Genomic DNA, 25820 nt, shown 5'->3' on the forward strand with positions numbered 1-25820 from the left:
TCCCCGAACTTAGGATCAGGCGGTTGCTTCGTTCTGCATTCCGGGGAGCCCATGGCCAAGCTCGACGCCTTCGACCTGCGCATCCTGGCGCGCCTGCAGGAGGATGCGACCCTGCCGCTCGCGGAGCTTGCCGAAGCTGTGGGCCTGTCCTCGACGCCATGCTGGCGGCGCGTACAGAAGCTCGAGGCGGCCGGATATATCCGCAAGCGCGTGGCCTTGCTCGATCGCGAGCGGCTGAAGGCCGGCGTCACGGTCTTCATCGCGGTGAAGACGGCACGGCATTCGATGGAGTGGCTGGAGCGCTTCCACGCGGCGGTCCACGACCTGCCGGAGATCGTCGACTTCTACCGGATGAGCGGCGAGATCGACTATCTGCTGAAGGCCTGTGTCAGCGACATCGCGGCCTATGACGCGCTCTACAAGAAGTTGATCTCGCGCATCGACCTCAACGACGTCACCTCGATGTTCGCGATGGAAGAGCTGAAGTCGACTACCGCGATCCCGCTCGGCTTCGTCGAGATCTGAGGTCTTCAGAAACAGGAAGGGGAGCGGCGGCACCGCTCCCCTTCCACCCCAGCCGAACCCTGCGAGAGGTGACGGTCGCTCAGAAACGATAGGTGACGCCGGTGCCGATCAGCCAGGGGTCGATCCTGACCTTGCCGGCGACGAGGCCGTTGTTCACCTTGACCTTGGGCTCGAGGAAAATCTTCTTCACGTCGAAGTTGATGCCCCAGTTCTTGTCGATCATGTAGTCGAAGCCGATCTGGAGCGCGACGCCGAACGAGTCCTTGAGGTCGAAGCGATCGAAGCCGCCCTTGGCCTTCTCGTTGAAGAAGACGGTGTAGTTCACGCCGACGCCGACATAGGGCTTGAAGGCGCCGAAATCGGTGAAGTGATATTGCAACATCAGGGTCGGCGGCAGCAGCCAGGCCGAACCGATGCGCGTCCCGGCGAGGGCGCCCGCGCCCTTCACATTGTGCGGGGTGACCCCGAGGATCAGCTCGACGGCGATGTTCTTGGTGAAGAAATAGCTGATGTCGAGTTCGGGGACGACCGAGTTCGAGATGTCGACGTCACCGCCGATGACGGGCGCGCCGCCGAGCCGGAGCTTGGCTTCCTCCTGCGGCACGACGACGAGGGCGCGGCCGCGGATCATCCACGGGCTCCACTGCGTGAACACGGGCGCGGCCGGGCCGGCCTTGGTGGAAGGCAGGTCGGCGGCAGCGGCCGGGCCCGACTGGGTCGAGGTCAGGGCGGTTGCGGCGAGCAGCGCGGCGCAGGCGGAATGGCGGATGAAGCGTGACATGGCGGAAGCCCCCAGGGATCGCGAGAGCGAATCGCAAGGCCGCGTCCGCAACTCGCCTTCCAGAAGCTCCCTCGGCCGGCGAAGCGGGTTGACCAGGATCAATCCGCACCCGTTGGCCGCCGGGCTGTGGCCATTCTGTCACATTTCCGGCAGGCCCAAGGTTCGGCGGCCTCAGGCCTTGGCCACCTTCTGATAGTCCTTCACATCCGAGAAGGTCACGTCCGGGGCGCGCTCGGCGTCGTATTTCAGCGTGAACTGGCTGGACGCCATGAAGACCGGGTCGCCGTCGAGATCGTCGGCCATGGCCGATGGCTTGAGCCCGACGAATTTCTGCAGCGCCGCCTTGTCTTCCGACGAGACCCAGCGCGCGATCGAGAACTGGCAAGGCTCGAAATCGACGGGGAGCGAATACTCGACATCCATGCGCTCCTTGAGCACGTCGAGCTGCAGCGCGCCGACGACGCCGACGATCGCGGGCGCGCCGTCATGCGGCAGGAAGATCTGGACGACGCCTTCCTCGGCCATCTGCTGCAGCGCCTCGCGCAGCTTCTTGGCCTTCATCGCGTCCTTCAATTTGACGCGGCGCAGGATTTCCGGGGCGAAGGAGGGCACGCCCTTGAAGACGACGTCCTCGCCCTCGGTCAACGTGTCGCCGATGCGCAGCGTGCCGTGGTTGGGCAGGCCGACGATGTCGCCGGCATAGGCCTCCTCGGCGATCGAGCGGTCGCGCGCGAAGAAGAACTGCGGCGCGTTCAGCGGCATCGGCTTGCCGGTGCGGACGAGCTTCGCTTTCATGCCGCGGGTGAGCTTGCCCGAGCAGACGCGCATGAAGGCGATGCGGTCGCGGTGGTTCGGATCCATGTTCGCCTGGATCTTGAAGACGAAGCCGGTCATCTTCGGCTCGCCCGCCTCGATCTCGCGCTTGTCGGCGACCTGGGCGCGCGGGCTCGGCGCATAGCGGCCGAGCGCATCGATCAGGTCGCGCACGCCGTAGTCGCGCAGCGCCGCGCCGAAATAGAGCGGCGTCAGATGCCCCTCGCGGAAGGCATCGAGGTCGAAGGGCTTCAGCCCCTCGCTGGCGAGGAAGACCTCCTCGCGCCAGGTCTCGGCCGTGCCGTTCGGCAGGAGTTCGTCGAAGAGCTTGTCGTCCCAGCCCGAGACCTTCTGGTCCTCGGCGGTCTCGTCGCCCTTCTGGTTACGGCGAAAGCTGTTGGCCTTGAGGTCGTAGGTGCCGACGAATTCGCGGCCGCGCCCGACCGGCCAGGTCATCGGCGCGACCTCGAGGGCGAGCGTGTTCTCGATCTCGTTGATCAGGTCGAAGGGATCGCGGGTCTCGCGATCGACCTTGTTGATGAAGGTCACGATCGGGATGTCGCGCAGGCGGCAGACCTCGAACAGCTTCTTCGTGCGATCCTCGATGCCCTTGGCGGCGTCGATGACCATGATGGCTGAGTCGACCGCCGTCAGCGTGCGATAGGTATCCTCCGAGAAGTCCTCGTGGCCCGGCGTGTCGAGCAGGTTGAAGACGTGCCCGCCATATTCGAAGGTCATCACCGAGGTCACGACCGAGATGCCGCGCTGGCGCTCGATCTTCATCCAGTCCGACGAGGTCTGGCGGCGGCCCTGCTTGGCGCGCACCTCGCCGGCGAGCTGAATCGCGCCGCCGAAATAGAGCAGCTTCTCGGTCAGCGTCGTCTTGCCCGCGTCTGGGTGCGAGATGATCGCGAAGGTGCGCCGGCGCGCATGCGGAGCGGCGGCGGTCGCCGGCGCCTCGGAGGTCTGGATGTCGGTCATGGCGGTTGTGAGAACAGGATGAGGCTGCCGAAGTCAATCACGACGGCTGCGTCCCTTACGCAGCCTTAACCAATCTTGCGCGATGCTGCGGCAACCGGAATGCCTGTGTGCGCCCGGTCCGACGAGCGAGAGACAGCTTTCAGCGATGGCCGCCCTGCGCAGGATCTCGAGCCAGATTTTCGCGAGCGTGGGCCTGCTCGCGCTGGCCGCGGCCGTCGCCATCGTCATGGGCATCCAGACGCTCTCCCGCTATGCGGAGATGAACGACCAGATGCAGACGAGTTCCGCCCGGATGCTGATGGCCGAGCGCATGAACGGCCTCGTCAATGCGGTGGTGATGGATACCCGCGGCATGATCATGAGCGAGGATGCCCGCGATGCCGAGCGTTTCGCCGTGCCGCTGCTCGCGACGCTTGCCGAGGTCCGCGCGGTCAAGGAGCAGTGGCGCGCCCTGGTGCCGCCGCAGCGCATGGCCGCTTTCGAGGACGTCGCGGCCGGGCTCGATGCCCTGGTGGCGTTCCGCGAGGAGGCCGTTCGCCGGGGCCGGGCGCACGGCCCTGCCGCCGTCGATGCATTCAGCAACAACGACGCTAATCGCAGCAACCGCCAGGCGCTCAACGCGTCACTGAGGCAGCTTGCTGCCGTCGACAGCTCGGCCGGCAGCATCATCGAGCATCAGCTGAAGCAGCTGCAGCAGGATGGCGTGCGCAACCAGCTCGCCGCCGCCGTGCTCGTGCTGTTCTTCGGCCTCGTGCTCACCGTCGTGGTCGTGCATCGTTGCGTGGTCAGGCCGCTGCGGATACTCGCCACGACCATGCGCGGCATGGCCGCTGCCGAGGCCGTCCAGGACGTGCCGCTGACGGCGCGGCGCGACGAGATCGGCGAGATGGCGCGTGCCGTCGTCGTGTTCCGCGACCATGCACGGGCGCGCGAGGCGCTCGAGGCCGAGGCTCGCGCCAAGGACGGCGCGCGGGCGCAGCGGCAGGCCAGGCGCGAGCATCTCATCGCGGACTTCAACGTGCGGATCGATTCCGTGCTCCAGACGGTCCGGGTCAGCGCCGAGGAGATGGAAAGCACCGCGCGCAGCCTGAACACGGTGGCGACGAGCGCGACCGCGCAGGCGAACGAGGCCCGCGCGGCGACGCTCGACGCGTCCGACAATGTCCGCGCCATCGCGGCGGCGTCGGAAGAGTTGTCGGAATCGATTGCCGACATCGCGGAGCGGATCGGCGAGACCGACAACGTGGTCAGGAGCGCGGCCAGCGACGCGGCGAGGGCGCGCATCAATGTCGCCAATCTGCGGGAAGCAGCCGACAGCATCGCCAAGGTGGTCGGGCTGATCAGCGAGATCGCCGCCCAGACCAACCTGCTCGCGCTCAACGCGACGATCGAGGCGGCGCGCGCCGGCGAGGCCGGGCGCGGCTTCGCGGTGGTCGCGTCAGAGGTCAAGCTGCTCGCGAGCCGCACGGCGCAGGCGACGGACGAGATCGCTCAACGCATCGCCGCCTTCGAGAGCGAAACGCAAGGGGCGGTGGCGGCGATCGAGACCATTGCCAGCGTGATGGGCGCCGTCGCCCGGCACACCGTCGCGATCGCCGGCTCGACGAGCCAGCAGATGGTCGCAACCTCCGAGATCGCCAGCAGCGCCCAGGCGACGGCCGTCGGCACCGCCGGCGTCGCCCGCCAGATGGAGGGCGTGGCCGCGACCTCGCAGGCCGCGATGCTCTCGGCCAACCAGGCGCTGGCGACCGCCGAGAACCTGACGCGCGAGGCGCAGGTCCTGCGTTCGGCGGTCGGCACGTTCTTCGCCGACATGAAGGCGTCCTGAGCGCCCGGCCGAGAAGCCTCTCAGCCCTTGTTCTGAGAGGTGCGCCTGAAATTCATTCAATTATTTCAAAATCTTGGCGCTGAATAATTTCCGCGCGTCAGTCCGGGCGACCGCAGAGAGCGCGGGATTCATGCCGGAACCGCTCCGGAATGGATCCCGGTCGGCGCCGCTGACGCGGCTTGTCCGGGATGACGGCGAGGGTAATCACAGGCATCAGAACGCCTTGATATCGCTCGATGCATATCACATCCTTCGAGAAAGTCCCTCGGACTTCCCTAAGGATGAGGATCGAATTCCGAGGCGGGCCGGGAGATGCGTGTGCTGCTACCCTTAGGTGGCCGTTGCCCGACCGGCTGACGTTTCCGTGACCAATGCGGACGTTATTGTGACCCCGGTTTGTCAGCCAAGTGCCGCATTTCTGCGTTCCGTTGTTCGGGCTACAAAAGAGGGGCAAAGAATGCAGCAGGCCAGCCAGGCGGATCCGCAACCGACGCTGTCGGTTTTCGATGCCGTCACCATCATGGTCGGTATCGTCGTCGGCATCGGGATCTTCAAGACGCCGGCTCTGGTGGCGGGCAATGTCGGCAGCGAAGCGGCCTTCCTGGGCGTCTGGGTCGCCGGCGGCCTGGTCACGCTGATCGGCGCGCTCTGCTATGCGGAACTCGCGGCAGCCTATCCGCATGCCGGGGGAGAGTATCACTTCCTGGCCCGGGCCTATGGCAAGCCGGTGGCCGTGCTGTTCGGCTGGGCCCGCGGCTCGGTGATCCAGACCGGCGCGATCGCGGCCGTCGCCTTCGTCCTCGGGGACTATGCGCAGCAGCTCCTGCCGCTCGGCCCCTATGGAACCGCGATCTATGCGGCGCTGTCGATCATCGTGCTGACCGGGCTCAACGTTGCCGGCACGGTGCAGAGCAAGACGCTCCAGATCGTCATAACCTTCGTCGAGGTCGGGCTGATCGTCGCGATCATCGTCTGCGGCTTCCTCGGCGGCACGGGCGAGGCCCCGCCGCCGGTCTCGACGGCGCCTGAATCCGCTGCGCTCGGCATGGCCATGATCTTCGTCCTGCTGACCTATGGCGGCTGGAACGAGGCCGCCTATCTCTCGGGCGAGTTGAAGAATCCCGGCCGGAACATGGTGCGGGTGCTGGTCATCGGCACGGCGATCCTGGTCGCGCTCTATCTGCTCGCCAATGCCGCGCTGCTCGCGATCCTCGGGCTTGAGGGCCTGCGAGGTTCGCAGGCGGTGGCGACAGACATGATGCGGCTCGTCGCCGGAGATGCGGGCGCCGCCATCGTCAGCGTCGCGATCGTCGTGGCGGCGCTGTCGACGCTCAACGCCACGATCTTCACCGGAGCGCGCGTCTATTTCGCGATGGCCCGCGACATCACCCTGCTGCCGCGCGTCGGCGAGTGGAACGAGCGCGGTCGGGCGCCGGCCAACGGGCTCCTCGCCCAGGGTGCCGTGGCGCTGCTGCTGGTGGCGCTCGGTGCCGCCAGCCGTGACGGTTTCCAGGCGATGGTCGACTACAGCGCGCCGGTGTTCTGGGCGTTCCTGTTCCTGGTGGGGCTGGCGCTGCCGATCCTGCGCCGGCGGGAGCCCTCGCAGGCGCGGCCGTTCCGCGTGCCGCTCTATCCGCTGACGCCGGTGCTGTTCTGCCTGAGCTGCCTCTACATGCTGTATGCGAGCCTGGCCTATACCGGCAACGGCGCCTTCATCGGGCTCGCCGTCGTGCTCGCCGGCCTGCCGCTGTTGCTGTTCCAGCGTCGGCGCGCGCCCGCCGCCGCCGTGCCCGGCGCGATGCAGCCTCAACCGATACTGGTTCAGCAAGGAGAGAGATGATGAAGACGTTCCGTACGCTCGCCGCAGCCTGCGCGGTTTCACTACTGGCGCTGGGCGCGGCGCATTCACAAGCAACCGCGCCCGCCGAGGCCGGGAAGGCGACGATACCTGCTCCGGCCTACGTGCCGCAGTCGGGGCAAGCCGGCAAGGACGTCATCTGGCTGCCGACCCAGGATGCGCTCGTGCAGCGCATGCTGGAGATGGCCAAGGTGACCAAGGAGGACAAGCTGGTCGATCTCGGCTCGGGCGACGGCCGCACGGTCATCGCCGCCGCCAAGCGCGGGCTGAACGCGCGCGGCATCGAGTACAACCCCGACCTGGTGACCGTGTCGCAGCGCGCCGCCGAGGCGGCGGGCGTCGCGGACAAGGCGCGCTTCGAGCAGGGCGACATCTTCGAGGCCGATTTCTCCGAAGCGACCGTCGTCACGCTCTTCCTTCTGCCGGAGCTGAACCTGCGGCTGCGTCCAACGCTGCTCAACATGAAGCCGGGCACGCGCATCGTCTCGAACAGCTTCACCATGGACGAGTGGCAGTCAGACGAGACGGCGGTCGTGGCCGAGAACTGCTCGAACTTCTGCCGCGCGCATTACTGGATGGTGCCGGCCAAGGTCGAGGGAACCTGGAAGCTGGACGACGGCGAGCTGAAGCTGACGCAGAAGTTCCAGATGCTTGAAGGCACGCTGACGCGCGGCGGCAAGGACACAGCGATTACGGATGCGAAGATGACCGGTGCGGCCATCAACTTCACCGCCGATGGCGTGCGCTATACCGGCACCGTCGACGGCACCCGCATCAGCGGCCGCAGCGAGGGCAACGGCGCAGCCCAGGACTGGCAGGCGACGCGCAGCGCCAGCTGATCTTCTCGACGGCTACCGCCTCAGTTCTTGAGGCGGTAGCCGGTGCGGAAGATCCAGCCGGTGACGGCGATGCAGATCGCGAGGAAGACGAGCGTCATGCCAAGGCTGACGCCGACGCCGACATCGGCGATGCCGAAGAAGCTCCATCGAAAACCGCTGATCAGGTAGACGACGGGATTGAACAGCGCGATCGCCTGCCAGGGCGAGGGCAGCATCTCGATCGAGTAGAACGACCCGCCAAGGAAGGCGAGCGGCGTCACCACCAGCAGGGGGATGACCTGCAGCTTCTCGAAGCCGTCGGCCCAGATGCCGATGATGAAGCCGAACAGGCTGAAGGTTGCTGCCGTCAGCACCAGGAAGAGCAGCATCCAGAGCGGATGCTCGATCCGGAGCGGCACGAAGAAGGTCGCCGTCAGCAGGATGATCAGGCCGATGATGACCGATTTGGTCGCCGCGGCGCCGACATAGCCGAGCACCACCTCCCACCAGGCGACCGGCGCGGAGAGGATCTCGTAGATCGTGCCGGTGAATTTCGGGAAGTAGATCGCGAAGGAGGCGTTGGCGATGCTCTGGGTGAGCAGCGTCAGCATGATCAGCCCGGGCACGATGAAGGCGCCATAGGCGACGCCGTCGATCTCCTGCATGCGCGAGCCGATGGCGGCGCCGAAGACGACGAAATAGAGCGAGGTCGAGAGCACCGGCGAGACGACGCTCTGCAGCGGCGTGCGCAGGGTGCGGGCCATCTCGAAGCGGTAGATCGCGCCGATGGCGTGCCAGTTGATGCCGGTCATGCTCATCTGCGATCCTTCACCAGGCTGACGAAGATGTCCTCGAGCGAGCTCTGGCTCGTCTGAAGGTCGTTGAAGCGGATGCCGGCCTCGCCGAGCGCCTGGAGCAGGGCGGTGATGCCGGTGCGCTCCGCCTTGGTGTCGTAGGTGTAGACGAGCTCCTCGCCGTCGGCCGCGAGCTCCAGATCATAGGCCGCGAGCGAGGGCGGGAGCGCCTGGAGCGGCTGCTGCAGGATCAAGGTGAGCTGCTTGCGGCCGAGCTTGCGCATCAGTTCGGTCTTCTCCTCGACCAGGATGATCTCGCCCTTGCTGATCACGCCGACACGGTCGGCCATCTCCTCGGCCTCCTCGATGTAATGCGTGGTCAGGATGATGGTGACGCCGCTGTCGCGCAGACGGCGCACGAGCTGCCACATGTCCTGCCGCAATTCAACATCGACGCCGGCCGTGGGTTCGTCGAGGAAGAGGATGCGCGGCTCATGCGCCAGCGCCTTGGCGATCATGACGCGGCGCTTCATGCCGCCGGACAGCCTGCGGATCTGCGTGTCGCGCTTGTCCCAGAGCGAGAGGTCCTTCAGCACCTGCTCGATCAGGGCCGGATCCTTGGGCTGGCCGAAGAGGCCACGGCTGAAGGCGACGGTGGCACGCACTGTCTCGAAGGCGTCGGTGGTCAGCTCCTGCGGCACGAGGCCGATCTTGGCGCGGGCGGTGCGATAGTCGGTGGCGATGTCGTGGCCGTCCGCCTTCACCGTGCCGGTGCTCGGCGTGACCAGCCCGCAGATGATGCTGATCAGCGTCGTCTTGCCGGCGCCGTTGGGGCCGAGCAGAGCGAAGATTTCGCCCTGGCGGATGTCGAGATTGACCGATTTCAGCGCCTGGAAGCCGGACGCATAGGTCTTGGAGAGGTCGGAGACCGAGATGATGGGAGACATGGGCGGCATATAGGGCAGTTCCGATGACGTTGCGATGGCGCGCCGGCGCAACGCTGCGATGCGTTTGCCCGATGAGAGAACGCGTATGACGCTTCGCTCTGCCAGCCCGTGTCGGCAGTGCGTCCCGGCCCCGAAACAAGAATGGCCGGGACGAGCCCGGCCATGTCGATCATGTCGATGCGCGAAGGTTCAGCGCATGAAGAACCAAAGCAGGATGATGATCGGAATCGGAACTCCGAGCAGCCAAAGAGCAATCGAACGCATTGCAGCACCCCCGGTTTTTCATGTGGCGATCTAATGCGGGGGCAACGCCGACGCGGCGGGAAATGTTCCGCGCGCCCGGAGGTGCTACTTGAAGGCGAGGCTGTCGAGCATCGTCTTCATCGCGCCGTCGTGTTTCTTGTGGCCTGCATGCGAGGCCCAGTAGGTCATCATGATGATCTTGCCGCTCGCAACCTTCGGGTTGATGCCGATATAGCGCACGATCGAAGGCTCGTCCGCGCTGGTCGCCTGCATCTCGGTGAACGACCAGGGCCGCCCGTTCACCTCCTGCGTGATGGTCTCCGTGGCGCTGGTGAACTTGACGCCTTCCTTGGCGAAGTAAGCGTCATGCTCCTTCTGCAGCGCCTCGATCTGGCCGGGCGGCACGAGTTCGAACCAGAGATAGATCTCTTCGTCCGGGGCCTTGATTTCCAGCCCCCGCTCGACCTTCGCATGCGTCCAGCTGTCCGGAATCGTGATCACGGCGACCGGATCGGCGCCGGTTATCTGGAGCGCGCCTGCTGCGGCCTGCGTCGGCAGCATCGGTGCGGCCAGCATCGCCGCGAGCGCGAATGCATGCAGAATCTTCTTCATAGTCCCCCCTCACTTTACGGCACGGACCCGTCTCCGCGCCGGCGGCAAAATGGGCGGCGGCGAACGTAAATCAAGCGTGGGAGCAGGCCAGTTCAAAAATGGTCAGCCTGTGTCGCTCGGCTGCGCGCTCGGGTGCCAGAGCGGCCGGAAGCCATGCGCGAGCGCCGCCAGAGACGCCGGAGGGGTCAGAACGGGCACGATCCCCGTCGGGCGCGGCCTGCGGGCGCCATAGCCGGCAGGATTCCAGACCAGCGCACTGCCCCCGCGGATCGCGAGCCAGCGCGCGCCATCGATGATCATCGCGCCATCGGGCAAGATGTTGGCGGGCATTTCATGGACGCGTTTACGCCGGCCCAAGCGTCGTTCCGTGTCGAGAATCCGGTCGATTTCGGGGAAGGATGGCGGGACGAGCAGCCCCGTCCCTAGCATCAGCGCGGCGCGATAGGCGAGCGCGTCCGCGCGGCGGCACTCCATGCAGGGGCGGTGACCGGCGGCGAGCGCGGTGACCTCGTCGCAGAAGAAGAGTTCGGTGTAGCCCTGGCCCCAGACCTGCCGGCGACGGCCCTTGAAGGCAAGCACGCAGCAGAGCCATTGCCGGCTGGCATAGGTTCGCTGCGGCAGCGTCCGCGCTTCCGGATCATGGAAGCGGCCGCCGCGATTGCCGAACAGCAGCCCGCGCGCCGGATCGGCGAAGAGGCTGCCATCGGGAGCGATGCGGTTCGGCAAGGACATCCGCGAAGCCTATCCTCGCCGCCGCCAGATCGCGACAGCAGGTGTGTTTCCAGGGCATCCGCTGGCCTCCAGTCCGGAACCCCCACCTTTCGACGATCGCATCAGCATCGTCTTAACGTTACGCCGAGGTAGGGGGCGCAGCGTAAGGCATTTGAAGTATTTTCCGCGCCATCCAGAGCGTGCAAGCCGGCACTGCGCCGGAAAGTTTCGGAAAAGCCCAAGCGCCGATGAATGCCTATATTCCCTTGATCTTGTTCACGGTGCTGACCAATGCGGCGGCGCAACTGATGCTCAAGCGCGGCATGACCGGCGTCGGGACGCTCGACGTTGCCGGCGACGGGTTGATCTGGACGGCGATCCGCGTCGTCTTCAATCCATTCGTCTTCGCGGGCCTGTGCACCTTCGTGATCAGCATGGCCTCGCATCTGATCGTGCTCTCGAAGGTGCAGATCTCCTACGCCTATCCCTTCCTGAGCCTCGCCTATGTCGTGGTCGCTGCCTACGCCTATTTCGTCTTCCACGAGGATCTGAGCGCGGCGCGCATCGGCGGTATCGCGCTCATCGTCGTCGGCACAATCTTCATCGCCCAAAGCTGAGGGAACACCATGGATCTCATTGTTCGCCTGTTCCTGAAGCTCGGCGCGCTATTCGCGGTGGAGCCTGCGCCGGCCCCCATCCCCGTGCCTGTGCGCAGCCAGCGCCCGCGCCTGCCTCGCTGAGCCGGAGAGCCCGCATGAAACACATCATCATCGGCGGTGACGGGTTCGTCGGTTCGCGTCTGGCGGCCGATCTGCTCGCCATGGGCGAGGAGGTGCTGGTCGCCGACATCGTCAAGAGCGACCATGCGCATTACGCCAAGGTGCCGTTCCACAAGATCGACGTGACCGATGCGACGAGCGTCGCGACGATCCCGCTCGCCCAGGACGACCTCGTCTACAACCTCTCGGCCAAGATGCTCTCGCCGATCGTGACGCGGGCCGAGCGGCACGCGTTCTTCTGGCCGGTGAATTATGACGGCACGCAGAACATCCTGAGCTGGATGGAGAAGGCGGGCGCAAACAAGCTCGTTCATTTCACCACCGACATGATCTACGGGCATTCGGTGTCGGTGCCGCAGGACGAGACCCATCCCGCGCACCCGCTCGGCGAATATGGCGAGAGCAAGCTCGCAACCGAGCGGCTCGCGGACGAGTATCGCGCCAAGGGCTTCCAGATCCCGATCTTTCGGCCGCGGCTGATCATCGGACCCGGGCGCCTCGGCATCCTGGTCAAGCTGTTCAAGCTGATCGACATGAACCTGCCGGTGCCGATGATCGGCTCGGGCAAGAATCCCTACCAGTTCATCTCGGTATTCGACTGCGCCAGCGCCTGCGTGGCGGCCTGGAAGGCGGGCTTCCCGAACGAAGCCTACAATCTGGGCTCCGACGATCCGCCGCCGGTGCGCAAGCTGCTCGGCGACCTGATCAAGCATGCCGGGTCGAAATCGATCCTGCTGCCGACGCCGGCCTCGCTGGTCAAACTGACGCTGGACGCGCTCGACGCCGTGAACATGCCGATCATGGATCCTGAGCAGTACAAGATCGCCGACGAGATCTGCATTCTCGACACGAGTAAAGCCAAGCGCGAGCTCGGCTGGAAGCCGCAATACCGCGACGAGGACATGCTGCTGGCCGCCTATACCGAATACCGGAAGGCGAAGGATCCGCAGTTCCAGGGGAGGATGGCAGCGTGAGCATGCCCGCATTCAAGGATACCGACACCACCGCCGCCCGGCCGAAGCTCTACAGCGTCGAGGAGGCAAAGCAACTCGATGCCGGCACGGTGAAGGACCTCTTCGCCGCCCATATCAATCCCGGCCAGCTGCATTTCCTCAAGTTGCTCGGCTTCGACAAGATCCTGGTCGATCGCGCCGAGGGGATGCACTACATCACCAAGGACGGCCGCAGGATCCTCGATTTCTTCGGCGGGTTCTGCTCGGTCGCCTTCGGCCACAACCATCCGCGCATCGTCGCCGCCCGGAAGAAATTCCAGGACGAGAACCGCCATGAGATCTGCATGGCGTTCATGTCGCAATATGCCGCGGCGCTGGCCGCCAACCTGGCCGCGATCGCGCCGGGCGATCTCGACATGGTCTTCCTCGGCTCGACCGGCTCGGAGGCGATGGAGGCGGCGGTGAAGGTCGCCGAGCAGGCGCAGGGGCCGGCGCGCTCCAAGATCCTGCACGCGGCGAACTCCTTCCACGGCAAGACCAAGGGCGTGCTCTCGATCACCGATTCCACCCTCTACCAGTCGCAGTTCAAGCTGGTCGACAACCGGGTCAAGGTGCCGTTCGGGGACATCAATGCGGTTCGCCTGGCGCTGGAGAGCGACCCTGCCATCGGCATCGTGGTGATGGAGACGGTCCAGGGCGGCGGCGGCATCGTCGAGGCGCCGGAGGGTTTCTGGCGCGAGCTGCGGGCGCTCTGCGACAAGCACGGCGTGCTCTGGATCGCCGACGAGGTGCAGTGCGGGCTCGGCCGCACCGGCCAGTTCTTCGCCTTCGAGCGCGATGGGGTGGTGCCGGACGTGACCGCGCTCGCCAAGGCGCTCGGCGGCTCGAAGGCCGCGGTCGGCGCGATGATCGCCCGGCGCGAAATCTACATGAAGGCCTATGGCAAGCCGAAATCCGCGCTGATCCATGCGCAGGCGACCTTCGGTGGCATGGGCGAGGCCTGCATCTCGGCGATCGAGGGGCTGAACGTGCTCTATGAGGAAGACCTCATGGGCAATGCACAGCGCCAGGGCGACTACCTGATCGCGCGGCTGAACGAGTTGCGCGTGAAGCATCCGAGCCTGCTCAAGGAGATCCGCGGGCGCGGGCTGATGATCGGCATCGAGTTCAACGACATCAGCGAGACCATGCCCTTCGGCGTGAAGCACATGGTCGCGCTGCTAGACGACAAGCTGAAGGGCTCGCTCTGCGGCTTCGTCGGGGCGCTCTTGCTGAAGGATTACGACGTGCTCGTCGCCTTCACCGAGTACAACCGCAACGTCATCCGCCTCGAGCCGCCGCTGATCGCGACGCGTGAGGATTGCGATACCTTCATCAACGCGCTGGACGACCTGCTCTCGCGCGGCATCACCCGCATCGTGACCGACTATCTGCGCAAGGTTGCGGTGGCGAAGGGCTGAGGAAGAAGCGGCAGTGCAATCGGGGAGGGCCGCTTCGGCGGCCCTTTTTCGTCGGCGCCCCGGCCAAGAAAAAGGGCTCCCGGCGCGAGCCGGGAGCCGAAGGGGAGGGACTCGGGCAATCCGTGAAGGCTGGCGGCGGCCCGCGAGTTCCAGGCCCGCAGCCGCCACCGCTCAGTAATAGCCGCAGACGCGGCGGTAGCCGACGATCTCGCCGTAGCGGTTGATGCGCTCGACCATGTCGCAGCGGCGGACGGGGCCGTAGTAGTAGCCGCCATAGGCAGGGCGGGTGGCCGCGGCGACAAGGGCACCGGCCGCGATCGCGCCGACGACGCCGGCTCCGACGCCCCAGCCGTAGCCGCGATGGCCCCAGTAGCGCGGGCGGGCTTCGGCGGCGGTGGCGGCCAGCGTGGTGGCGAGGGTGAGAGCGGCAAGGGTGGCGGTCGCGATCTTCCTGAAGCCGGTCATCGTCTCGATCTCCCTGAACGCCGGGGCGAACCATTCGCCCTTCGTGACCATTGGTCGCGGCGGGCGGCGGGGAGGTTCAAAAGCGAGCTATGTTTTTTCAGCGGCGGTTTTCGCCTGATGGCGAGGCTTTCCCTCAGCCCTCATCCTGAGGAGCCGCGAAGCGGCGTCTCGAACGATGCTCAAGTGTCTCCCGAGTTTCCTGAAACATCCTTCGAGACGCCATTCCTCGCGGAATAGCTCCTCAGGATGAGGAAGACAGGAGGGCTACGCCCGTCAACCGACGGTCACGCGCCGCCAGAAGCTCGAGGAGAAGCCGGCGTCGATATGCCCGGCGAAGTCGCGCCAATGCGGGAAGGAGGCCTCGAATGTCGCTGGCGACATGCGGGCGTCCTTGTAGGGGTTCACCCGGCCGCCGGCGGCGAGCGTGATGCGGTCGAGCTCGTCCAGCAGCTTTTCGGTGCGGGGGCCGCGGTTGGGGAAATCGAGCGTCAGGGTCGCGCCGGCCAGCGGGAAGGACATCATGCCGGGCGAGGGGACGTCTCCGAAGAGCTTCAGCACCGTCAGGAAGGAGGCCTCGCCGGCAGCAAGCGTCCGCCGCAGCATGTCCTCGACGGCAGGCTGAGCCTGCGCCATCGGGATCGCGCATTGGAACTGGCGCAGCCCCTTCGGGCCGTAGGCGCGGTTCCAGTTGCGGACGCGGTCGAGCGGGTAGAAGAACGGCCGGTAGGGGATGCGCCGCGGCTGGGGCGAGCGCGGCTGCGCGGCGCGATAGAGCGTGTTGAAGGCGCGCAGCGTCAGCCGGTTGATCAGCGGCACCGGCGGCTTGAGCGGGAAGGGCAGGCCGGGCTTCGGGCGGCTGGCCGGCGCCATCGAGGCCGGCGCGTGGTTGGCGCGGAAGAACACGCCGCGCCCCAGGTGTGGACCGCTCGCCAGCGCGTCGATCCAGGCGACGGTGTAGTCGTGCGAGGCGTCGGATTCCGCAGCGATTTCAAAGAAGCGGTCGAGCCCGTCGAAGTGGATCGCCTCCTGCTGCATCTCGGCAGAGGCGATCGGCATCAGCTGCAGCGTCACCTGCGTGATCAGGCCGGTCAGCCCCATGCCGCCGATGGTGGCGGCAAACAGCGCGCCGTTGATGTCGGGCGCGCAGGTCAGCTTCTGGCCGTCCGAGCGGATCAGTTCGAAGACGCGGACATGGCGACCGAAGGTGCCGGCGCGGTGATGGTTCTTGCCGTGGACGTCATTGGCCAGCGCCCCGCCGATGGTGACGAAGCAGGTGCCCGGCGTCACCGGCGGAAACCAGCCGGCCGGAACCACGAGCTCCAGCAGATCGTCGAGCAGCACGCCGGCCTCGCAGGTGACGAGGCCGTTCTCGCTATCGAAGGCGATGATCCGGTCGAGGCTGCGCCCGAGGATCAGCGGGCCGCCGTCGTTCAGGCAGGAATCGCCATAGGAGCGGCCATTGCCATAGCCGAGGACAGGCACGCGCTGCGGCGAAGTTCCGGCAATCCAGGCATCGGCCGTAAGCGCGGTGCTGCCCTGCGCCTCGAGTCCGCCCCAGGAGCGCAGCGTGGTATCAGGCTTGCTCATGGCAACAGGGACGCCGCGACCATGATCACGACCACGGCGAGGCCAGTGACCTGGCTGCGCCAGTCGCGGATCATGAAGACGAGCGGGTCGTCCGGCATCTGGCCGCGCCGCGCCAGAAACCAGATCCGTGCCATCTGGTAGAGGATGATCGGGCAAAGCAACCAGATCAGTTCGGGATGGCGGTAGAGTTCCTTAACGGCGGCGCTGTCGACATAGAGCGCCATGATCAGCGCGCAGGTGCAGCCCGAGGCCATGCCGAGCTGCGAGAGCGCCTCGATGTCTTCGGCATGATAGCCGCGCCCGGCCTTCTTCAGGCCGGACTGGTCCTGGGTGATGCGCAGCTCCGCATAGCGCTTCACCAGCGCCAGGCTGAGGAAGAGGAACATCGAGAAGGCGAGCAGCCAGGAAGAGAGGGGGATGTCGGCCGCGGCATTGCCCGCGAGGATGCGCAGCGTGTGCAGGGCCGCGAGGCCGAGCACATCGACCAGGAGCTTGCGCTTCAGCACGAAGAGATAGGCGAGCGCCAGCACCAGATAGGCGCCGAGCGCCAGCAGGAAGAGATCGGGCCGCGGCGCGAACCAGGCCAGCCCGAAGGAGACGACCATCAGGAACGGCACGGCGGCATAGGCCTGGCGCTCGGTGATCTCGCCGGCCGCCAGCGGCCGCTTGCACTTGGTCGGGTGGCGCCGGTCTGCCTCGACATCGACGATGTCGTTCAGAAGGTAGATCGCCGAGGCAAGCAGAGAGAAGGAAACGAAGGCCAGCAGGCCGTGGCCGAGCGCCCGGATGTCGAAGACGTCGTGGTTGAGCAGGATCGGGACGAAGACCAGCCCGTTCTTGAGCCAGTGATGCGGCCGCATCGCCCTGATCATCGCGGTCACAGACATCGTATCCCCGCCCTTTTTCCTCTCCGGCCATGTCGCGCCCGCCGGCGCCGCGGCCGGTGCGGGAATGCGATCTCGCCCGCGAGCCGTTCTGGCTCGGGGCTTTTCTCGCCGGAGAATCCTAAATCGGGGTGGATGAGGGGGCCGGGAACGTCGCAATCGGCCGGCATGATTAACAGCCGACTGCTATGATTCTCCACTCTTGGAGAGCGTGCAGCGCTCCGCACCGGGACGGACAGCCCGGTGCGGAGCCTTGGCGGGCCGGTGCCTCAGGCCTTCGCGGCGCTCGCGGCGAGGTCGATATTCGCGACGAGCTCGGTCTGGAGGCCGAGCGCAGTCGCGAGGCGGGCGAGGAATTCGGTCTCCTTGGGCGTGTCGGGATTGATGGCGAGGCGGGCCGCCGTATAGATCTGCGCCGCGACCTCCGGGCATGAGGCGGCCTGCACCAGCGACTCGACCGAGGCCGGGTTCGCCATCTCCTGCTCCAGCCATTCGTTGGCTTCCTGATCGAAGCCGCCCTCGCGCAGCCCGCCGAGAATGGCGGCGCGCTCCTCGGCATCGATCGCGCCGTCGGCCGCGGCGGCGGCGATCATCGCGCGGATGAAGACCAGCGCCGTCTCCTCGCTCGCGGCCTCCGGCTCGAAGCCGGTGCCGGCGGGGGCGGGCAGCAGCTCCGGATTGTTGCCGGTGGCGAGCATCGGCTTCCCGGCCTGGTAGTTCTGATAGGCCTTGTAGGCGAGGCCGCCGATCAGCGCCGCGCCGCCGAGCTTGGCGGCGGAGCCGACCACGGCACGGCCGGTCGAGGAGCCGAAGACGAGCGCGCCGAGGCCACCGAGCACCGCCGTCGCCACGGCCGGGTTCTTGTCGAACATCGCCTTGGCCTGGGCCAGCACGTCCTGCGCGGAGCGCCCGCCGCCGGCCTGGCCAAAGGCCTCGCCGGCCTTCTGCTGCACGCCGGTTTGGCGCGCCGCGTCGCCGACCCCTTGCGTCGCCTGCTTCAGGATCTGGCCCGCCATGCCGGCGAGACCGCCGACGCCGCCGTTCTTCTGCACCTGTCCCGCAAGGCCGCCGAGAACGGAGCCGAGCCCGCCCGCCTGGCCCTGGCCGCCAGGCTTGCCGGCCTGCGTACCGGCGCTGACGATCGCATCGAGAAGGGATTTGGCGTTGAACATCAGGTCATCCTCTGTTGGCGCCGCGGAGTGGGCCCGCTCCGCATCTAGGAACGGTCAGGCGCGAGCGCCAGCGATCGACCTCACGCAGATGTCCTGCTTAAGCCGCCGCGTCGCCCGGCAGGCGCCGTCCCGTGCGTCAGTCCGCGAGCTTGCGCAGCAGGAGCGGGGCGCCGACAGCGGGGTCCTTGCGCCATTGGCCGTCCTCGAAAACGAGCTCGATGCTGTGGCCCCTGCGGGCGACGAGCGCGAGCCGCCCCGCCGCATAGCGCCAGCCGACGGGGTCGAAGATCGTCAGCCCGGTATCCTGGCAGCTGCCTTCGAAGCGCGCCGGGGCATTGCCGGCGGCGCTTGCGCCCAGCATCAGAAGGCAGGCCTCGCGGCCGCTCTGGCGCATCATCGCATAGCGGCCGGGTAGGGTTTCGGCGGCGGGGGCGAGAGCCGGATCGACGGCGGTGCGGCGCTGGGCGGCGGTGGCGGCGAGTTCGGCCGGGCTCTGGACGGGGCGCCGCGCGGCGCGCGGATGGTTCTTGGCGTTCAGTTCATAAGCCTTGCCGTCCGTGCCCGTGCCGGTGAAGCCGCGCTCGGCCGTGCCGTCGCGGAAGTCGATCACCACCTGCCCGCGCGGGTCGAACAAACGCGGGCGCCCATTCGGTCCCGTGCCCCAATCCATCGCGTCGTTGAGGATCGGCAGCGCGCGCCGGCAGGTCGCGGGGAAGCGCAGGCGGTGTCCCGTGACCGCTGGCTCGACGGAGAAGGTGACGGTGCAGGCGCGCGAGGCGCCCGGCTGCTCGAGATCCCAGGCGCCGAGCAGCGGGCGCACCGCATCGGGCGCGCGTTCCACGCCGCGTGGCGGCGGCGCGGTCTGGGCATGGAGCGCGGTCGCGGAGGCGAGCAGGCCCGCCGTCAGGAGCGGCAGGACGGCCGGCGCCGCGATGCGCATCGGGGCGCTCAGCCCTTCTTCCAGGGGGTTTCGGCGACGGCGGTGAGCGGGCCCTTGCCGTCGAACCAGGAGCTAAGATTGTCGACCAGCAACTGGCCCATCGCCTCGCGGGTGTGGACCGAGGCCGAGCCGACATGGGGCAGGAGCACCGCATGCTCGATCGCGATCAACTCGGCCGGGACGCGGGGCTCGTCCTCGAAGACGTCGAGGCCGGCGGAGAGGATAGTCTTGTCCTGCAACGCCTTGATCAGCGCCTGCTCGTCGATCACGGTGCCGCGCCCGACATTGACGACGATGCCGTTGGGACCGAGCGCCTTCAGCACCTCGGCATTGATGATGTGATGGGTCGATTCACCGCCCGGCGCGACCGAGATCAGCGTGTCGACATCCTGGGCCATCTCGACCAGCGAGGGGTAGTAGCGATACGCCACGTCCGCCTGGCGCGAACGACCGTGATAGACGACCGGCAGGCCGAAGGCCTCGACGCGGCTCGCCACGGCCTTGCCGATGCGGCCGAGCCCGACGATGCCGACGGTCCGTCCGCGCAGCGAGGTGGTCAGCGGGTAGGCGGCCTTCAGCCACTTGCCTTCGCGCAGGTAGCGGTCGACCTGCGGCAGCTGCCGGACAGTCGCGATCAGCAGGCCGAGCGCGAGATCGGCGACCTCGTCCGTCAGGACATCAGGCGTGTTGGTGACGATGAGGCCGCGACGGCCGGCCTCGGCGGCATCGACATGGTCGTAGCCGACGCCGAAGCTGGAGACGACCTCGAGTTTTGGGAGCGCATCGAACAGCGCGCCGTCGACGCGGTTATGGCCACCGCCGGCGGCGACGCCGCGCACCCGGCCGCCGACCTCGCGCAGGAGCGCGGCCTTGTCCTCGGCCTTCCAGAGCTCGTGTACCGTGAAGCGGGCCTTCAACTGGTCGGCCGCATAGGCCATCAGCGGGCCGGTCATCAGGATTTCGGTGGCGTCGGAGCGTGTCATCGGGAGCGTTTCCGTAAGCTGGCGGTGAGGCTGCGCCCCTTGATTCGGCGCATATGAATCGATTAAATGACCGAAGCTGCGGTTTCGCGAAAGTCACGCAGGGCCGCAGGGATCGAGCATGAGCCATCCCATCACGCTAGGCGCGAACGGCAAAGCGCAGCTGGCGCATATATAGTATGACTTAATCATGCACTTTTCTGAACGATCGTCGCGGTGCCGGGCGCCAATATGGCGAGCGTCGCATTCAGGCTGTCGATCACCAGCGCCGCCATCCGCGTCGATGCGAGATCGCCATCGCGCTGGATGATCGCGTCCAGCACGCGTTCGTGGTCCACCAGCGAGGCGACGAAGAAATTGCGATCCTCGATCGATTTCAGGAGCAGCGACCATTGCACCGTGGCCGCGACGGCGCTCGCGAGGCACAGCAGCGTGGCGTTGTGCGAGGCGATGAAGACCGCCTCGTGGAAGGCGAGGTCGGCGCGGATCGCGGCGTCGGTGTAGGGCTGGTTCGCGCCCATCCCGCGATAGGCGGCCTCGATGCGGGCGATGTCGGCGGGGGTGCGCCGCTGCGCCGCCAGGCCGGCGGCGGCAGGCTCGGCGAAACGGCGCAACTCGAAGAGATCGCGGATGAATTTCTCGTTCGGATCGGCCTCGAAATGCCAGGCGAGGACGTCCGGATCGAGCAGGTTCCAGCTATCGCGCGGCGCGGCCCGCGTACCGCTCTTGGGCCTTGCCTCGACCAGCCCCTTGGCGGTGAGGACCTTCACGGCTTCGCGATAGGCGGTCCGCGAGACCGAGATGTCGGAACGCAGATCCTCCTCGTTCGGCAGCAGTTCACCGGCCTTTACGCCGCCGGTGATGATGGCGACGGCGAGTTTCTGGGCGACCTGGCCGAAGAGGCGGTCGGGATTGAGTGTCGTCGGTCGCGAATAGTCGCGCACCCGCATCGTCTGGCGCCTCTTCCGTTGCGGCGGAGGGCACGGCTGGAGCGCCGTTCCGCTGTGCGTCCAGTGCTTGACACGCCTGTCCGTATGGTATGACTTTATCGCAGATGAAGCCCGACGCAAGGCGCTGCCGCTGGATTCAGGGGGCGCTCTGAGTCGCAAACGGCTTTAAATTCGATCGGCCGACAGAAGCCGATTCAGGCGCGATGCGGACCCTGCCGGAATGGCAGGTCACCGTGTCCTCCCGGGGAAACGACGTTGAGGAGAGGGCCCAGATGGCCTCAGTCCAGATTGCCGATGTGCGCAAGGCCTATGGCTCGACGCAGGTCATCCATGGCGTCGACATCGACATCGACGACGGCGAGTTCGTGATCCTGGTCGGGCCTTCGGGCTGCGGAAAATCGACCCTGCTGCGCATGATCGCCGGTCTGGAGAACATCTCCGGCGGCGAAATCCGGATCGGTCCGCGCGTCGTCAACGACGTCCCGCCGAAGGAGCGCGACATCGCGATGGTGTTCCAGAACTATGCGCTCTATCCGCATATGACGGTCGCCGACAACATGGCCTTCTCGATGAAGCTCCGGAAGGCGCCGAAATCCGAGATCGACGCGCGCGTCGGCAAAGCCGCGGGCATCCTCGGCCTCGACAAGCTGCTCGACCGCTATCCGCGCCAGCTTTCGGGCGGCCAGCGCCAGCGCGTCGCGATGGGCCGCGCCATCGTGCGCGATCCGCAAGTCTTTCTGTTCGACGAGCCGCTTTCCAATCTCGACGCCAAGCTGCGCGTGCAGATGCGCACCGAGATCAAGGAGCTGCACCAGCGGCTCAAGACGACGACCGTCTACGTCACACACGACCAGATCGAGGCCATGACCATGGCCGACAAGATCGTCGTGATGCATGATGGCATCGTCGAGCAGATGGGCGCTCCGCTCGATCTCTACGACCGGCCGGTCAACCTGTTCGTGGCGGCCTTCATCGGATCGCCCTCGATGAACCTGCTGAAGGGCAAGATCACCGCTGCGGGCTTCGAGACCGAGGGCGGCGTGGTCTGGCCGATCGGCCAGCACCCGGCCGATTCCAACGGCAAGGCGGCTGTGTTCGGCATTCGCCCCGAGCATATCCAGCTCAATCCCAACGGGCTCGAGGCCGAGGTCGTGGTCGTCGAACCGATGGGCTCGGAGACGCAGGTCGTCGTCCGCTGCGGCGGCCAGAGCCTGACCTGCGTGTTCCGCGAGCGCATAACCGCCAAGGCCGGCGAGACGATCCGGATCACGCCCGACACCGCCGTGACCCATCTCTTCGACGCTGCCACGGGCAAGCGCATCTGACGCCGACGCCGCCGAGCCCCAAGGGCCGGCGGCGTTTTCGTAACCAGGGAAAAGCCGTGACGACGACCCGATGCAGGTCGCCGCACATCCAACGGAGGAGACACCCATGACGATTTCGAGACGTGACGTCCTTCTCGGCTCGGCCGGCCTCGCCGCGGGCGCGGCGCTGCCGATGCCGAGCATCGCGCAGGCGAACATCGAGAAGGGCGCGACGCTGCGCGTGCTGCGCCCGACCAAGTTCGTCGACCCCGACCAGACGATCTTCAACGAGAACACCGAGGCCTTCACCAAGGCGACCGGCGTGCAGGTCCGCGTCGACTATGCCGGCTGGGAGGATCTGCGCCCGCAGACTGCGGTGACCGCCAATACCGGCGCCGGGCCCGACATCGTCGTCGGCTGGGCCGATGATCCGCACATCTTCTCCGACAAGCTGATCGACCTGACACCGATCGCCGAGGATCTCGGCAAGAAGCATGGCGGCTGGTACCCGATCGCCGAGAAGTACGGCAAGAAGGACAAGACCAACCAGTGGATCTCGATCCCGATGGGCGCCTCCGGCGCGCCGGCGGTCTATCGCGAATCCTGGGTCAAGGAAGCGGGCTTCGACACCTTCCCGAAGGATCTCGACGGCTTCCTGCAGCTCTGCCGCAAGCTTAAGGAGACCGGGCACCCGGCCGGCTTCGCGCTCGGCAATGCGGTGGGTGACGGCAACGCCTTCTGCAACTGGCTCGTCTGGACCCATGGCGGCTACATGGTCGACGAGAACAACAAGGTCGCGATCAATTCGAAGGAGACCGTCGAGGCGCTGAAATACGCCAAGGCGCTCTACGAGACCTTCATTCCCGGCACGCTCTCCTGGCTCGACATCAGCAACAACAAGGCGCTGTCTGCCGGTGAAATCGGCCTTACGCAGAACGGTGTGTCGCTCTACTTCTCGATCAAGAACTCGAAGGACGAGAAGACCGCGGCGATCGGCAAGGACCTGAACCACGCCACGATGCCGGTCGGCCCGCTCGGCCGTCCGTCGGAGCCGGCGCTGGTGATCAACGCCATGGTGTTCAAGCACACCAAGTTCCCGAACGCGGCCAAGGAATATCTCCGCTTCATGATGGAGAAGGAGCAGTACGACAAGTGGCTGACCGGCTGCTACGGCTACTGGACCCAGCCGCTTAAGGCCTATGCCGCGAGCAAGGTCTGGGAGAGCGATCCCAAGATCGTCGTCTATCGCGACACGTGGGAGCGTGCGCTCTGGAGTGGTTACAAGGGCGCGATCAACGAGGCCGCGGGCACCGTCGCCGCCGAATACGTCACTGTCCAGATGGTCGCTTCCGTCTGCGCCGGGCAGGCGACGCCGGAAGAGGCCGCCAAGGAAGCCGAGCGCCGCGCCAAGCGCTATTATCGGACCTGACCCGTCTTCCCCAGTCGCCGTCCATGGTCGGCGGCTGGGGATACCGGTCCAAATCGCGAGCGCGCCATGGCCATTGTTGCTGCCGAAACGCGAACCTCGTACCAGCTCGACCAGAGCTGGCTGGTGCGACTGTTCGACAACAAGCCTTTCCTGATCTTCATCTGCCTGCTGCCCGCCATCGGCCTGCTGACGGTGTTCCTCAGCTATCCGCTGGGGCTGGGCATCTGGCTCGCCTTCACCGATACGCGCATCGGCCGGGCCGGTTCATTCATCGGCCTCGAGAATTTCGAGTCGCTTTGGCACGACCGGGTCTTCATCACCTCGGTCTGGAACACGCTGCTCTACACCAGCGTGGCGACGATCGGTAAGTTCGCGCTCGGGTTGTGGCTGGCGCTGCTGCTCAACAACCACCTGCCGATGAAGTCGCTGCTGCGCGCCATCATCCTCATTCCCTGGATCGTGCCGACGGTGCTCTCGGCGATCGCCTTCTGGTGGATCTACGATCCACAGTTCTCGATCATCTCCTATGTGCTGGTCGACGTCCTCGGCTGGCGCGACACCTATATCGATTTCCTCGGCCAGCCCTGGCCGGCGCGCTGGTCGCTGATCGCCGCCAATATCTGGCGCGGCATCCCGTTCGTCGCGATCAGCCTGCTGGCCGGTTTGCAGACGATCTCGCCCTCGCTCTACGAGGCGGCGATGCTCGACGGCGCCAATGCCTGGCAGCGCTTCCGGCATGTGACGTTCCCGATGCTGATGCCGATCCTGGCGGTGGTGCTGACCTTCTCGGTGCTGTTCACCTTCACCGATTTCCAGCTGGTCTACGCCATCACCCGCGGCGGCCCGGTCAATGCGACGCATCTGATGGCAACGCTGGCCTTCCAACGCGGCATCCCCGGCGGGCAGTTGGGCGAGGGCGCGGCAATCGCGGTGGCGATGATCCCGTTCCTCGTGATGGCGACGCTGTTCAGCTATTACGGCCTGTCCCGGCGCAAGTGGCAGCAGGGTGAAGACAATGACTGACCAGACCCTCGCCACGCGCCCGCCGCTGACGGAGAAGGAAAGCACCGGCGTCATCGACTGGTCCTCGGGGCCGCGGCGCTTCATCACGCTCTATCTGCCGTTGTCGCTCTTCGTGCTGATCCTGCTGTTCCCGTTCTACTGGATGGCGATCACGGCGATCAAACCGAACGCCGAGCTGCTCGACTACAAGAACCACAACCCGTTCTGGGTGCAGTCGCCGACGCTCGACAACATCAAGAAGCTGCTGTTCGAGACGGATTATCCGCAGTGGCTCTGGACCACGATGATGGTGGCGACGGTGGCGACGGCGCTGTCGCTGTTTGCCAGCGTGCTCGCCGCCTATGCGATCCAGCGGCTCAAGTTCAGGGGCTCGCAATATGTCGGCCTGGGCATCTATCTCGCCTATCTGGTGCCGCCATCGATCCTGTTCATCCCGATGGCGACCCTGATCTTCCAGCTCGGCCTGTTCGACTCGCCGATGGCGCTGATCCTGACCTATCCGACCTTCCTGATCCCGTTCTGCACCTGGCTCCTGATCGGCTATTTCAAGTCGATCCCCTACGAGCTCGAGGAATGCGCGATGATCGACGGGGCGACGCGACTGCAGACCCTGTGGATGATCACGCTGCCGCTCGCCATGCCGGGGCTGATCTCGGCCGGCATCTTCGCCTTCACCCTGTCCTGGAACGAGTTCATCTACGCGCTCGCCTTCATCCAGTCGGCGGAGAAGAAGACGGTTCCGGTCGCGGTGCTGACCCAGCTCGTCGAGGGCGACGTCTATCACTGGGGCTCGCTGATGGCCGGCGCGCTGCTAGGCTCCATTCCCGTCGCGCTGCTCTACTCCTTCTTTGTCGACTACTATGTCGCCTCACTGACGGGCGCGGTAAAGGAGTGATCCAGCCTTGGTGCCGGCCCTTCGAGGCCGGCCCCTTCCATCGCGGGCATGGCGCGAGCCGTGCCCGCTTTCGTTCCGAAAGTGCCTG

The 25820-nt window shown here is 66.4% G+C and carries 23 protein-coding genes and 1 pseudogene; 11 read left to right on the forward strand and 13 right to left on the reverse strand.

Annotated elements, in window-relative coordinates; translation table 11 throughout:
- The first annotated feature begins 51 nt into the window (after positions 1-51).
- Positions 52-525, forward strand: a complete 474-nt coding sequence (locus ASE63_RS12370; RefSeq protein ID WP_056801358.1) for an Lrp/AsnC family transcriptional regulator — start codon at positions 52-54, stop codon at positions 523-525.
- A gap of 79 nt (positions 526-604) precedes the next feature.
- Here ASE63_RS12370 and ASE63_RS12375 read toward each other — a convergent pair whose 3' ends face one another.
- Entirely contained in the window at positions 605-1306 is a 702-nt protein-coding gene (locus tag ASE63_RS12375; protein ID WP_056801360.1) for an OmpW family protein, read from the reverse strand.
- Positions 1307-1477: 171 nt separating this feature from the next.
- Complete coding sequence (locus ASE63_RS12380) at positions 1478-3100, reverse strand: peptide chain release factor 3 (protein ID WP_056801362.1); 1623 nt, start codon at positions 3098-3100, stop codon at positions 1478-1480.
- A 145-nt stretch (positions 3101-3245) separates the two neighbouring features.
- Here ASE63_RS12380 and ASE63_RS12385 point away from each other — a divergent pair, with 145 nt between their 5' ends.
- The 3 genes from ASE63_RS12385 to ASE63_RS12395 all read left to right on the forward strand — a co-directional run bounded on the left by ASE63_RS12385 (position 3246) and on the right by ASE63_RS12395 (position 7625).
- A complete protein-coding gene (locus tag ASE63_RS12385) occupies positions 3246-4928 on the forward strand; it encodes a methyl-accepting chemotaxis protein (RefSeq protein ID WP_056801364.1) in 1683 nt (560 codons plus the stop codon).
- 457 nt (positions 4929-5385) lie between these two features.
- The gene (locus tag ASE63_RS12390; RefSeq protein WP_056801366.1) at positions 5386-6768 is read left to right on the forward strand and encodes an amino acid permease; all 1383 of its coding nucleotides are present in this window, start codon (positions 5386-5388) and stop codon (positions 6766-6768) included.
- A complete protein-coding gene (locus ASE63_RS12395; RefSeq protein WP_056801748.1) occupies positions 6768-7625 on the forward strand; it encodes a class I SAM-dependent methyltransferase in 858 nt (285 codons plus the stop codon). The genes ASE63_RS12390 and ASE63_RS12395 overlap by 1 nt, the downstream gene beginning before the upstream one ends.
- 20 nt (positions 7626-7645) lie before the next feature.
- On the opposite strand, the gene ASE63_RS12400 is transcribed toward ASE63_RS12395, so the two are convergent.
- The 4 genes from ASE63_RS12400 to ASE63_RS12415 form a co-directional block, all read right to left on the reverse strand.
- Positions 7646-8407, reverse strand: coding sequence for an ABC transporter permease (locus ASE63_RS12400; RefSeq protein ID WP_056801750.1), 762 nt, complete (start codon positions 8405-8407; stop codon positions 7646-7648).
- Positions 8408-8418: 11 nt separating this feature from the next.
- Positions 8419-9345, reverse strand: coding sequence for an ABC transporter ATP-binding protein (locus ASE63_RS12405; RefSeq protein ID WP_056801368.1), 927 nt, complete (start codon positions 9343-9345; stop codon positions 8419-8421).
- 348 nt (positions 9346-9693) lie between these two features.
- Positions 9694-10200, reverse strand: a complete 507-nt coding sequence (locus ASE63_RS12410) for a hypothetical protein (RefSeq protein WP_056801369.1) — start codon at positions 10198-10200, stop codon at positions 9694-9696.
- Between the two features lie 102 nt (positions 10201-10302).
- The gene (locus ASE63_RS12415) at positions 10303-10932 is read right to left on the reverse strand and encodes a hypothetical protein (RefSeq protein WP_056801371.1); all 630 of its coding nucleotides are present in this window, start codon (positions 10930-10932) and stop codon (positions 10303-10305) included.
- 227 nt (positions 10933-11159) lie between these two features.
- Here ASE63_RS12415 and ASE63_RS12420 point away from each other — a divergent pair.
- The 3 genes and pseudogenes from ASE63_RS12420 to ASE63_RS12430 form a co-directional block, all read left to right on the forward strand.
- Positions 11160-11525: pseudogene (locus ASE63_RS12420) on the forward strand (transporter); the annotation flags it as partial.
- A gap of 140 nt (positions 11526-11665) precedes the next feature.
- Positions 11666-12664 (forward strand): NAD(P)-dependent oxidoreductase, encoded by a 999-nt coding sequence (locus tag ASE63_RS12425; RefSeq protein WP_056801373.1) that lies wholly within the window; start codon positions 11666-11668, stop codon positions 12662-12664.
- Positions 12665-12666: 2 nt separating this feature from the next.
- On the forward strand, positions 12667-14103 hold the full coding sequence (locus tag ASE63_RS12430; RefSeq protein ID WP_082609881.1) for an aminotransferase class III-fold pyridoxal phosphate-dependent enzyme: 1437 nt from the start codon (positions 12667-12669) through the stop codon (positions 14101-14103).
- 171 nt (positions 14104-14274) lie between these two features.
- On the opposite strand, the gene ASE63_RS12435 is transcribed toward ASE63_RS12430, so the two are convergent.
- From ASE63_RS12435 to ASE63_RS12465, 7 genes are all read right to left on the reverse strand, one after another.
- Positions 14275-14568 (reverse strand): hypothetical protein, encoded by a 294-nt coding sequence (locus ASE63_RS12435; protein ID WP_156410320.1) that lies wholly within the window; start codon positions 14566-14568, stop codon positions 14275-14277.
- Between the two features lie 273 nt (positions 14569-14841).
- A complete protein-coding gene (locus tag ASE63_RS12440) occupies positions 14842-16155 on the reverse strand; it encodes an FAD-binding oxidoreductase (RefSeq protein ID WP_056801379.1) in 1314 nt (437 codons plus the stop codon).
- Positions 16152-17042, reverse strand: a complete 891-nt coding sequence (locus ASE63_RS12445) for a UbiA family prenyltransferase (RefSeq protein WP_056801382.1) — start codon at positions 17040-17042, stop codon at positions 16152-16154. Before ASE63_RS12445 ends, ASE63_RS12440 begins: the two co-directional genes overlap by 4 nt.
- A gap of 266 nt (positions 17043-17308) precedes the next feature.
- Positions 17309-18211 carry a DUF533 domain-containing protein gene (locus ASE63_RS12450; RefSeq protein WP_056801384.1) on the reverse strand — a complete coding sequence of 301 codons (903 nt, stop codon included), beginning with the start codon at positions 18209-18211 and terminating at the stop codon, positions 17309-17311.
- 136 nt (positions 18212-18347) lie between these two features.
- Positions 18348-19151 carry an AprI/Inh family metalloprotease inhibitor gene (locus tag ASE63_RS12455; protein WP_056801387.1) on the reverse strand — a complete coding sequence of 268 codons (804 nt, stop codon included), beginning with the start codon at positions 19149-19151 and terminating at the stop codon, positions 18348-18350.
- Between the two features lie 8 nt (positions 19152-19159).
- Positions 19160-20134 (reverse strand): 2-hydroxyacid dehydrogenase, encoded by a 975-nt coding sequence (locus ASE63_RS12460; RefSeq protein ID WP_056801389.1) that lies wholly within the window; start codon positions 20132-20134, stop codon positions 19160-19162.
- 185 nt (positions 20135-20319) lie between these two features.
- The gene (locus tag ASE63_RS12465) at positions 20320-21081 is read right to left on the reverse strand and encodes a FadR/GntR family transcriptional regulator (protein ID WP_056801391.1); all 762 of its coding nucleotides are present in this window, start codon (positions 21079-21081) and stop codon (positions 20320-20322) included.
- Positions 21082-21353: 272 nt separating this feature from the next.
- On the opposite strand from ASE63_RS12465, the gene ugpC reads away from it, so the two are divergent.
- From ugpC to ASE63_RS12485, 4 genes are all read left to right on the forward strand, one after another.
- Positions 21354-22406 carry a sn-glycerol-3-phosphate ABC transporter ATP-binding protein UgpC gene (gene ugpC, locus ASE63_RS12470; RefSeq protein WP_056801752.1) on the forward strand — a complete coding sequence of 351 codons (1053 nt, stop codon included), beginning with the start codon at positions 21354-21356 and terminating at the stop codon, positions 22404-22406.
- Positions 22407-22512: 106 nt separating this feature from the next.
- Complete coding sequence (locus ASE63_RS12475) at positions 22513-23814, forward strand: extracellular solute-binding protein (protein ID WP_056801754.1); 1302 nt, start codon at positions 22513-22515, stop codon at positions 23812-23814.
- Positions 23815-23880: 66 nt separating this feature from the next.
- Entirely contained in the window at positions 23881-24837 is a 957-nt protein-coding gene (locus ASE63_RS12480) for a sugar ABC transporter permease (protein WP_056801393.1), read from the forward strand.
- Positions 24830-25732, forward strand: coding sequence for a carbohydrate ABC transporter permease (locus ASE63_RS12485; RefSeq protein WP_056801394.1), 903 nt, complete (start codon positions 24830-24832; stop codon positions 25730-25732). Before ASE63_RS12480 ends, ASE63_RS12485 begins: the two co-directional genes overlap by 8 nt.
- Positions 25733-25820 lie beyond the last annotated feature (88 nt).

Origin of the sequence: Allobosea sp. Root381 (assembly GCF_001429395.1) — a bacterium.
GTDB lineage: Bacteria > Pseudomonadota > Alphaproteobacteria > Rhizobiales > Beijerinckiaceae > Allobosea.